The sequence below is a fragment of the Actinomycetes bacterium genome (assembly GCA_022599915.1).
Lineage (GTDB): Bacteria > Actinomycetota > Actinomycetes > S36-B12.
On the sequence record JAHZLH010000063.1, the window covers coordinates 43,018 to 53,041 of the forward strand.

At 63.0% G+C, this 10,024-nt stretch carries 10 protein-coding genes and 1 tRNA gene; 6 read left to right on the forward strand and 5 right to left on the reverse strand.

Features of this window, described 5'->3' with window-relative positions:
* Nucleotides 1-18 precede the first annotated feature (18 nt).
* Together K0U62_10235 and K0U62_10240 are read left to right on the forward strand one after the other, a co-directional pair.
* On the forward strand, nt 19-678 hold the full coding sequence (locus K0U62_10235; protein ID MCH9801890.1) for a YdcF family protein: 660 nt from the start codon (nt 19-21) through the stop codon (nt 676-678).
* Nucleotides 675-1,925 (forward strand): deoxyguanosinetriphosphate triphosphohydrolase, encoded by a 1,251-nt coding sequence (locus K0U62_10240; protein ID MCH9801891.1) that lies wholly within the window; start codon nt 675-677, stop codon nt 1,923-1,925. The genes K0U62_10235 and K0U62_10240 overlap by 4 nt, the downstream gene beginning before the upstream one ends.
* Here K0U62_10240 and K0U62_10245 read toward each other — a convergent pair.
* Entirely contained in the window at nt 1,915-3,186 is a 1,272-nt protein-coding gene (locus K0U62_10245; GenBank protein MCH9801892.1) for an aminotransferase class V-fold PLP-dependent enzyme, read from the reverse strand. The two genes, K0U62_10240 and K0U62_10245, sit on opposite strands and share 11 nt — an antisense overlap.
* 85 nt (nt 3,187-3,271) lie before the next feature.
* Between K0U62_10245 and dnaG the strand changes: the two genes are divergently transcribed.
* From dnaG to K0U62_10260, 3 genes are all read left to right on the forward strand, one after another.
* Nucleotides 3,272-5,116, forward strand: coding sequence for a DNA primase (dnaG, locus tag K0U62_10250; GenBank protein ID MCH9801893.1), 1,845 nt, complete (start codon nt 3,272-3,274; stop codon nt 5,114-5,116).
* Nucleotides 5,117-5,154: 38 nt separating this feature from the next.
* Nucleotides 5,155-5,637: a hypothetical protein gene (locus tag K0U62_10255; GenBank protein MCH9801894.1), complete on the forward strand. Its 483-nt coding sequence runs from the start codon at nt 5,155-5,157 to the stop codon at nt 5,635-5,637.
* Nucleotides 5,638-5,764: 127 nt separating this feature from the next.
* On the forward strand, nt 5,765-6,412 hold the full coding sequence (locus K0U62_10260) for a hypothetical protein (protein ID MCH9801895.1): 648 nt from the start codon (nt 5,765-5,767) through the stop codon (nt 6,410-6,412).
* Here the strand turns inward: K0U62_10260 and K0U62_10265 are convergent.
* On the reverse strand, nt 6,389-6,862 hold the full coding sequence (locus K0U62_10265) for a hypothetical protein (GenBank protein ID MCH9801896.1): 474 nt from the start codon (nt 6,860-6,862) through the stop codon (nt 6,389-6,391). The genes K0U62_10260 and K0U62_10265 overlap by 24 nt on opposite strands.
* 127 nt (nt 6,863-6,989) lie before the next feature.
* Nucleotides 6,990-7,063 (reverse strand) — tRNA-Ile (locus K0U62_10270).
* A 170-nt stretch (nt 7,064-7,233) separates the two neighbouring features.
* On the opposite strand from K0U62_10270, the gene K0U62_10275 reads away from it, so the two are divergent.
* Complete coding sequence (locus tag K0U62_10275; protein MCH9801897.1) at nt 7,234-8,037, forward strand: Pr6Pr family membrane protein; 804 nt, start codon at nt 7,234-7,236, stop codon at nt 8,035-8,037.
* A gap of 184 nt (nt 8,038-8,221) precedes the next feature.
* Here K0U62_10275 and K0U62_10280 read toward each other — a convergent pair whose 3' ends face one another.
* Together K0U62_10280 and K0U62_10285 are read right to left on the reverse strand one after the other, a co-directional pair.
* Nucleotides 8,222-8,503: a DUF2510 domain-containing protein gene (locus K0U62_10280; protein ID MCH9801898.1), complete on the reverse strand. Its 282-nt coding sequence runs from the start codon at nt 8,501-8,503 to the stop codon at nt 8,222-8,224.
* Nucleotides 8,504-9,021: 518 nt separating this feature from the next.
* On the reverse strand, nt 9,022-10,024 hold a 1,003-nt coding region (locus K0U62_10285; GenBank protein ID MCH9801899.1), incomplete at its 5' end, for a fibronectin type III domain-containing protein.

The following is a 10,024-nucleotide window of genomic DNA, read 5'->3' on the forward strand; positions in this document are numbered from 1 at the left end:
TCGGACACACTGTTGCCTATGTCTCATGCCACCGCACAGCGGCCCCGGGTCTCGTCACCCGCCCAGCCGCGCCGTCGAGGTGGCGGAATGCGGCGGCTGATCCTCGTCAGCCTCGCCGCGGTCCTGCTAGCCGCAGGTCTGGCTGCCGCCGCAGTGGTCTACCAAGCGCGGCAATATGACGCCACCTCCACCGACGCCATTGTGGTGTTGGGTGCCTCGCAATGGGACGGCGAACCTTCGCCGGTATTGGCGAACCGGTTGGATCACGCCCTAGACCTTTACCAAGCCGGCGTATCTGATCGCATCATCACCGTGGGTGGACGACTGCCAGGGGATATCACTACCGAGGCGCAGGCAGGGGCGGACTACCTCAGCAAGCGGGGGATTCCGACCACAGCGATTGTGGCGGTGCCTCGGGGCGACGACACCATCAGCAGTTTGCGGGCAGTGTCTCGGGCCGCCAAGAAGTTGGGTATCGACAGTGTCACGGTCGTATCCGACCGCAGTCACCTTGCCCGCTCTGCAGCCATCGCGGACACGCTTGGTTTCGATGCGCACGTCAGCGGGCCAGCCGCCGGTGACGGCTCTGCGATCACGCCCGCTTACGTGGGTAGGGAAGCAGCAGGGCTGCTGCGATTCGTTGCCTACGACCGCTGGGTGTTGGACTCGACGCGGTGACCACTGACACCGAACAGCACGGAGTTGCCTCCGGCTACCATGCGACTGACCTTGAGCGACTCGTTGTGGAGCCGCCAAAAGAGTCGGTGCGCAGCGGGTTCGCCCGCGACCGCGCCCGGGTGCTGCATTGTTCCGCGTTGCGTCGCCTTGCTGGCAAAACCCAGGTCTTGGTGGCGGGGGAGTCTGACGTTCCACGCACTCGGCTTACCCACAGCCTGGAAGTGGCCCAGGTCGCGCGGGAGCTGGGCGCAGCATTGGGTTGTGATCCAGATGTTGTTGAAGTCGCCGGGCTGGCACACGATTTGGGTCACCCGCCGTTCGGACACAACGGGGAGGCGGTCCTCAACGAGTTGGGCCAACTGTGCGGTGGTTTCGAAGGCAACGCGCAAACCTTCCGAATCCTCTCCCGGCTGGAGGCGAAGGTCGTCGCCGACTCTGGTCGCAGCGCTGGTTTGAACCTGACGCGCGCCTCGCTGGACGCGGTTGCGAAATACCCCTGGCCCCGGCAACCAAACAACCCCAAATTCGGGGTGTATCCCGACGACGCAGACGTGTTTGCCTGGATGCGTGCCGACGCTCCCGAACAACGGCGCTGCTTAGAAGCGCAAGTGATGGACTGGGCAGACGACGTCGCCTATAGCGTTCACGACGTAGACGACGCGATTCAGTTAGGTCACGTCGATCCTGCCATGCTGACGGCTGCCGAACACCGCGACCGGGTGGTGCAGCGTTGCCTAGCCTGGTACATCCCCGACGCTGAGCCGGCGCAGTTGGCCGCTGCGTTGCAGCGACTGCAGGAACAAGATTTTTGGTTGCGCCAGTTCGATGGCTCGATGGCTGATCTGGCTGCCGTGAAACGCATGACCAGTTCGCTGATTGGCCGGTTCTGCCGCAGTGCGGAACGCGCTACCCGGCAGCAGTTCGGTCCGGAGCCGCTGCGGCGTTACCGCGCCGATCTGATCGTGCCAGCCGATACCCGGCTTGAGGTGGCCATGATGAAAGCCGTCGCTGCGGAATACGTCATGGCTCGCCCGGGTGCTGAGGACGAGTACGAACGGCAACGGCAGATTATTCGCGACGTGGTCGCGGGGTTGCTTGCTGCCGGCCCGCAGGCGCTAGAGCCGTGGCTGCAACCGGATGAGGAAGATGCTCACGATGATGCTGGTCGAATGCGGGTGGTGCTGGACCAAGTGGCGAGCCTGACAGATGCGTCCGTCCTGCACTGGCATCGCTCAATCACTCGGTGAGATCAGCCAATAGTCCCAGCGCTCGATCCAGATCAGCCTGGTTGTTGAAGGCGTGTGGGCTGAGTCGCAACGCGGATTCGCCACCCAGATCACGCGGGCTGCTGCTTGCGGGCACGACGTGCAGATTCACCCGCTGCCGACGCAGTGCCGGCACGATCTCCTCCGGAGCCACGCTGCGATGTCGAGCCACCACAATCCCTGAGCGACGGTTGCCGCGATCCAAGACACGCCACCCTCGTAATGCACCCAGATTCGACCGCAGGTATTCGGCGTTGCGTCCAATCGCGGTGGTGATCGAAGGCATCCCGGTCGCCAGCGTGTAGTTCGCGGCGGCCATCAAGCCCAAGCCAACAGCAACCGATCGTTCCCACGACTCGAATCGCACCGCAGTGGGATCAGTCACGAACTCGAGTTCCGAGGTCAGTTGCGCGCCTCGGATATCGAGCGGGTAAGCATCAAGTTCCTGAAGTGCCCGATCCGAGGCATGCAAGATGCCGGTACCGCGTGGGCCACGCAGGTACTTACGGCCGCTGGCCATCAAGAAGTCGCAGCCGATCGTGCCGACATCGACAGGCAGTTGTCCCAACGACTGACAGGCATCCACGACAAACCAAGCGGGCGAATCAGCAGCCCGCAACACGTCACCAACACCCGCAACATCGTTAACCAGTCCGTTGTGGCTGGGGGCGTGAACCGCGAGCACAAGTCGAACGTCGTCTCGCACAGTTCCTGCTAGCGCGTTGAGGTCAACTACACCGTTCTCGTCGTCGGGCAGTACTTCGAGTTGCAGCCCGATCCGCTGAGCAAGCTGCATCAGCGGCAGCAACGTACTCGCGTACTCCGCACCAGCGACCAACACTCGATGGCCACGCCGCAGCGGGACAGTCGCCAGGATCTTGTGCAGGGCGGCAGTCGTTGATTCCACCACAGCGATGCCGTCAGCGGTGCCACCAACAAGTTGCGCCAACGACTCTCGACCTGCTTCCCATTCGACTGCGATCCGGTCGGCAGCCTCGTAGCCACCCACCTGCTCTTCGAGCCGGAGGTGGCTGATAACTCGCTCGGTGACCACTTTCGGGGGAAGCCCGGTGCCGGCATTATTCAGGTGCACCAGGTGCTCACAGGCTGGGGTGTCGGCTCGCCACTTCGATCGGTCCAAGGTGGTGGCGCCGGTCTCGCGTTGTCGGGGCGTCAGCGAGATTTCGTCCTCGTCGGTGACGTCTGCGGCGGTGGCCAGCACGTGACGTTCCATGGGGGACATTCCAACACATCTGGCGGCGGAAACAACTGCGGCGCACCGGACACGGCAGCCTTGTGTCGTCGGCAGGGCGACGTAGGATCAACGTGTGTCGGGAATGATCGCTGCAGCGGACATTAATACCGTGCGCGAACGCGTACGTATTAATGAGGTCGTCGCCGAGCAGGTCACTTTGCGCAACGCGGGGGGCGGATCCATGAAAGGGCTATGCCCGTTTCATGAGGAACGCACCCCCAGTTTCCATGTCACCCCGGCCAAGGGGCTGTACTACTGCTTTGGTTGCGGCCAGGGTGGGGATGCCATCGACTTCCTGATGACACTGGAGCATCTATCTTTCACGGAAGCCGTGGAAAAACTGGCAGCCCGTACCGGAGTGACCTTGCGGTACGAGGGCGGTTCGGCGGGCCAGAAACGAGAGCAAGGTAAGCGCAAGGCGCTGCTTGCCGTGAACGCCGCCGCAGCGGCCTACTTTGTCGAGCAGCTGCAAACGAAACAAGCCCAGCACGCTCGCAAGTTCCTCACCGAACGTGGTTTCGATCGGGAAGCCTGCGCTGACTTCGGTGTGGGGTATGCGCCGCGCAACGGGTTGGTGGCCCACCTACGCAGCCAGGGCTTTGAGCAGCGTGACATCGTGGAGTCTGGCGTCGCGGGTAGTGGTGAGGGGCGCACCTACGACCGGTTCCGCGACCGGGTGGTCTGGCCGATCCGGGAGTTGTCGGGCGACATTGTGGGGTTCGGGGCTCGTCGGTTGGCTGAAGAAAGCGGACCGAAGTATCTGAACACGCCGGAGACGTTGGTCTATAAGAAGAGCAACGTGTTGTTCGGTGCCTACCAGGCCCGCAAAGACATCGCCAAAGAGCAGCAGGTGGTGGTCGTTGAGGGTTATACCGACGTCATGGCTTGTCACTTGGCTGGGATCAGCACCGCTGTTGCCACCTGTGGCACTGCCTTCGGTGACGGGCATGTGAAGGTGCTGCGGCGGTTGTTACTCGATGACGGCAACGCTCAAGTAGTGTTCACCTTCGACGGTGATGAGGCGGGTCGTAAGGCTGCGTTGCGCGCGTATGAGGAAGATCAGCAGTTCGCCGGCGGCACGTACGTGGCCATTGCCCGGGACGGGTTGGACCCCTGCGACCTGCGATTGCGTGATGGTGACGAAGCAGTCCGGGAACTGGTGGTCAGTCGTTCACCCTTGTTCGAGTTCGTCTTGCGCGACAGCATCGAGGGACTCAACTTGGGTACCGCTGAGGGTCGCTCCGGGGCGCTGCGCGCCGCGGCACCGATCCTGGCCGGTATCAAGGATGAGCTGCTGCGGCAAGAGTATGACCGGCAAGTCGCTGGCTGGCTGGGAGTGGAACCTGCCGAGGTGCGGGCGGCCGCGGGCGCCAGTCGTTCCCGCGCTGCGGCGCCGACCGGTCGCAACAGCAGCAAGTCGGCGCCACCGCCGCGACGGCCCAGTGGCTCCGGCACTGGCCAGTGGGAGTGGCAGGCGCTGCAAGTGCTGGTGCGGGCGCCCGATCTAGTTGCGGAGTGGTTGGACTCTGTTGACGCCGATGCTTTTGCGGACCCACGAACCCAGTCGCTGTATGCAGCCGTGGCTGCCGCTGGACGAGACGACTTGGGCAGTGCGCAGTGGTTGCGGGTCGTGATGGAGCACTGCGAGGACGATGAGGAACGCCGACTCATCGGGGCGATGGTAGCCAAACCACTGCCGGCTGCTGCCGATGGTTCCACTGATCAGGAATACGCCATCGGGATCGTAGCCCGGCTGTTGTTCGAGGCCGCAGGTCGGCGGGCGGGTGACCTGCGGGCTTCATTGGGTTCCCAAGAGACCGCGGAAGACGGTGCCCGCACCGCGGCGGTCTTGGCTGATCTGCAGGAGCTGGAAGCGTATCGGCGAAACTTGCGCGGCTATTGGGCGGCGGTGGACTGATGCGGCTGCCGTGGAGTCGCCCTCCGCTACCAGATGATGTGAAAACCGTTGTGCAGTTGCAGCGTGGTGAAGTTGTTCGTGCCGCTGTCGAGGTGCAAGACGGCGGCTACGCAGTAGCCACCGACCAGGCCCTTCATCTGCTGTTGCCGCAGGAGGATGAACAGTTGCGCGATCATCGTATCCGGTGGGATCTGATCGACAACGTCAACTGGTCGCCACCAGCACTCGCGTTGGACATGCGACGAGACACCGAATCCGTGGCTGAAACGATAGTGCTGGAGTTGGATCACCGATCAGACCTGCCGGCCGTCGTCCGTAACCGGGTGACGGATTCCATTGTGGTCAACAACCAGATCGATGTTGGCCGCAGTTGGGTGCGGGTAGTGGCGCGGCGAATCTTTGAGACCGGTGACATGGACTGGCGGGTGGTACCCGGACCGGGTGTTGACCCGCAGAAGCCGGAAGTGGCTGCTGCCATCGAGACTGCGCTGCGAGACGCGCGCTCGCAGTGGCAGATGTGATCATGAGGGCTGCTGTCGAGCCGCAGCCGCTACAACGAGGAAAGCCCGGCACCACAGTGCAGCGGCCGGGCCGCCAAAGCGCGAACCGAGGCTCGCACCCACGACCGGTCGGCACTACGCTCGACGCATGGACCGCCACAAGTTGGGGCGCTACCCCAGGGTGGACAAGCTGCCCCGGCTGCTCATGCGGCCGAGCGGACCCGTCGTCATGGTCAACCTCCTCGCCTTCAAGGAAAGAGCCACAGGGTCCTATGCGGGTCGCAGCGGACGCGAGGCCTACCAGGACTACGCGCGCGGCGCAGCGTTGGCGCAGCGATCGATGGGGTCCCGGCTGGTGTGGAGCGGGGAGTGCCGGGAACGGCTCAGCCCCGAGGGTCCCGACCTCGACGTGATCGCCTTTCTGGAGTACGCGAGTCCGAGAGCATTTCTCCGCTTCGCGCGGACGGGCGGCGGCAAGGCCGATGCCCGGGCGGCTGGCTTGTTGGGCCAGTGGCTCGTATCAGCGACCACCCTTGACGAGGCACCCGTGGCCGACGGGCCGGTCCTGGTGCAGCTGCTCCCACAAGCGCCGAAGGCTCAGCAGGCGGGAGGCCAGCGGATTTGGCGCGGATCGTTCGACGACTTGCTCATCGGCCGGGGCAAGCGGTTCGCAGCGATCGACGCCACTGTGCATCCGGATGCCGACCGTCTGCGCCATGCCGCCAGCATGGCGCCTGCGGGTAGCTGGCTCTACGCCGCCGAGAGCGCGGACCTAATGCCCGGCCTCTCGGATTGAGTTGGCGGCAGCTGACTTCCTCGGCAGCGCGAACCACAGTGCGATCGCCGACAACGGGAGGAAGATCAAGTTCCCGACCGCACCGGGCGGTGGCGTGTCCACCACGAGCGGCTTGAACTCTCCGACCGCCCACCGGCCTCCCCAGTCCAGGACCTGCAATAGGAGGGCTAGCGGCACGAGGAATCGGTACTTCGCGATGATTACCCACGCAACCATTGCAAGTAGCAGTTGCTCCCATCCCCATTGGGCGAACAGTGCAATCAGGTTGTCGCCGCCTTCGACGTCGACATCGATGCCGGCGATGGAGTTCGCGCCGCCGTCGGCAGCGAAGATGTGGACGAGGCTGCGCGCCGTGCTCAACGTGGTGATGAACACCAAGAACCACAATGAGAACCTGGATCCCCGGTAGTCCGCGGAAGCTGGGGGGAGCAGATAACGGAAATCGCGCACCGCCACAGTTTAAGACCCCCGCTAGTCGATGCACACCCTCGTGCTCCACGACGCACCGCACCCGCCGAGGGATAGGCACGGCAGCAGCGCGTTGAAGCAACCCACTGAGCCGCAACGCATCGGCCGGTGGGGCGGGTGGGGCTCGAACCCACGACTGGCGGATTATGAGTCCGCTGCTCTAACCAACTGAGCTACCGCCCCGGAATCACACAGCCTAGCCGAGTGCTGCGGACGGTCCGCAGTGGGCGAGTGGCTGATGTGTTGACCTAGACGGCGAGAGTCCATCGTCGGCGGGAAGGGTGACTGACCCTTGCAAGAGTTTTCTTCTAAATACAGGTTTGAAGTGTGAGTTTTTGTTACAGAACAACCCCATGAAGAACAGGACGAACACACTCGATATGTATTCCGAAACCGGAACCCTCGGTGGCGCCGAGGCATCCCCGGATAGACCCAAGAAGAACCTGGCAGCTCGCATCTACTTCGGGTTGGTAGCGATGATCGGCACTGCAGCCCTGACGGCTGGAATGACGGTGGCCACTACCAATGGCGGATGGGCCGGGCTAGTTTCCATGCTCAGCGAAATGACCTACTGGACGAACATCCTGGTTGCCATTGTGGGCTTTGCGTTGGTGCTGAACCCGCAACGAGACGGTCGGATCTTTCGTTGGTTGCGGCTCAGTACTCTGGTGATGATCACCATTGTGGGGATCGTGTACCCGCTGGTGTTGGCAGGCAGTGCGGACCTGACTGGGGTCTTTGTCTATACGAGTCTCGCGCTGCACTACATCGTGCCGTGGGCCACAGTTCTGGGATTCCTGATCTTTGGCCCGCGACCGCGGATCAGTTGGGCAGCGTTGCTGGCGCTGCCGATCATCCCGCTGACCTATACCGCCTACGCCATCACCTACGGCGCGTTACTGAACCCGGCCGGCGAGTATCCGTACCCATTCCTGGACCCGAGCCTCAACGCAGGCGGGGAAACAGGTGTGGCGGCCGCAGTCATCGTCATCACGCTATTCGGGGTGATTCTGGGATTCGTCTACCTGGGTCTGGATCGGCTGCTGAGCCGAGGCGCGAAGCCCGCCGATTTGTCGGTCACAGTTGCCCCCGTGGATGTTGCCGAGATGACCGACTCAGCAGTGACGGCGAGATCTCGCGAACCGATGCTGGTCTAGTCGTTGTTCGCAGTTGTGAGGGTCGCCCACTGGGGCGGCCCGCACAACTGCGTGGTGGTGTGGTGGGCAGCAGTTGCGGATCACCAGTGGGGATTAGTCAGAAAGTCTTGGCAGCGGGTCGGTAGCTCGGTTAGAGAATTGCTGGATCCAACGCGGAAGTAGTGACCATCACTGAAATCACCAGTCAGACGATGGATAGTCCCAGCGCGACCCAGGCAAGTGCCTTCCGTCCGCGGAGAGCGGCCAAGATTCCGATGACCAGCCCGGCGATGGCAAACGGAATAGCGAATGGACCAAAAAGTGCAGCCAGTACCGCAATCGCGCCACAGACAATGCCCACAACGGCCAACGTGTTCCCCGGGTTCCGGTCCGGTGCTTGCGGACCCGCCCATTCTTGCCCATCCCAATAGGCCTGTTCCCCGGGATTATTGGGGTCGTCGTACCAGCCAGGAGGGGTGTGGCTCATAGTGGCGAGCGTACTGGACCACAAGGCTTCCCGTCGGTTGGTACCCGCGTCACCCTGTTGAATCCGCTCCGGGGGTCTCACCGCAGAGTCGGTGATGGGTGGAGGCCCGTCGCTCTACGGGGGTCGTGGGCTCCCGCGACTGGATTCGAACCAGTAGCCGTCCGAGTAGGTGTGTCGGTTGGGGTGGTGCGTCGTGGGCTCTAGCGGGATTTCAGGTGGGGGTGCGTGTAGAAGGCTGGTTTGGTTCGGGGTGAATCGGAGGTATCTGGGGGTTTAGGTGTCCAACGGGTGTCCCAGTGGCGGCTGATTGTTGGTGAGGGTGGTCGTTTTCGCTCCTTCGGTGCTCTCAACTGGTGGTTACCGGAAGGCTAGATGAGTCGTTCCGCGAGGTGGGGGTTGATGGGCCTAGGAAGAATCGATCCAGTGCCTCGTTGGTTAGGTTGGGTAGGAGGCGCGCAGTAGGCGTTGGGTGCGTGCTTTGCTTGGACGAAGGGCTGTGCCTGTCGGCTGGGTGGGTGTTATCCGTTGGCGTTGATAGGGCAGTGGGTTCGAGGCTGGTCTTTGACTTTCCAGGTGCGTTGCCAGGTGGCTTTGTCCATGCCGGTTTGGTTGGCGACGATGTTGACGCGGACTTTGAGGCCGACGCTGCATGTTGGGGTGACCCAGACTTTGGCGTTGCTGCTGGTCTTCTTGGTCTTGATCTTGCAGGCGGCTTGTTTGTCTTTGCCGGTGAGTTTGTCGCCGTAGAGGTAGCAGCGGGTTTTCACTTTCTTGATCTGTGCGTTCGTTGCAGCTGTGCGGACAACTTTGGTCCGCTTGCCTGGGGTGAGTGTCTTGGCTTTCGAGCGGGCTTCGACCACCAGGTCGGTATCTGTGGGTGTGGGTGTGGGTGTCGGTGTCGGTGTCGGGGCGGGTGCGGTGGGGGTGACAGAGTCGCTGGGACTGCTGGGTGCACTGGTGCCGTTGGTGTTGGTGGCGGTGACGGTAAACGTGTAGCTGGTGCCGTTGGTCAGCCCGGTGACAGTGCAACTGGTGGCGCCGGTGGTAGTACACAGCTTGCCCCCGGGAGCCGAGGTGACGGTGTAGCCAGTGATCGGGTCGCCGCCGGTTGTCGTTGATGCTTGCCAAGAGACGTTAGCCTGTCCATCCCCGGCTGTGGCGACCACCGTCGTGGGGGGGCTGGGCGGAATCGAAATGACCGACACGTTGTTGTCCCCGAAGTTGGGGACGTAGGCGGTGCTGCCGTCGGGAGTGATGGCCACCCCATACGGTCGGCTGCCGACGGCGATTGTGGTGGTGACGGTGTTGGTGGCGGTGTCGATCACCGACACGTTGTTGTTCCCGAAGTTGGGGACGTAGGCGGTGCTGCCGTCGGGAGTGATGGCCACCCCAACCGGTAGGCCGCCGACGGCGATTGTGGTGGTGACGGTGTTGGTGGCGGTGTCGATCACCGACACGTTGCTGTTCTCGAAGTTGGTGACGTAGGCGGTGCTGCCGTCGGGAGTGATGGCCACCTCATAC

Bases quoted from the DNA above. Each gene is read 5' to 3' on its own strand.
- K0U62_10235 (MCH9801890.1), top strand. From the start codon at position 19: ATGTCTCATGCCACCGCACAGCGGCCCCGGGTCTCGTCACCCGCCCAG.
- K0U62_10245 (MCH9801892.1), bottom strand. From the start codon at position 3,186: ATGTCCCCCATGGAACGTCACGTGCTGGCCACCGCCGCAGACGTCACC.
- K0U62_10260 (MCH9801895.1), top strand. From the start codon at position 5,765: ATGGACCGCCACAAGTTGGGGCGCTACCCCAGGGTGGACAAGCTGCCC.
- K0U62_10275 (MCH9801897.1), top strand. From the start codon at position 7,234: ATGAAGAACAGGACGAACACACTCGATATGTATTCCGAAACCGGAACC.
- K0U62_10280 (MCH9801898.1), bottom strand. From the start codon at position 8,503: ATGAGCCACACCCCTCCTGGCTGGTACGACGACCCCAATAATCCCGGG.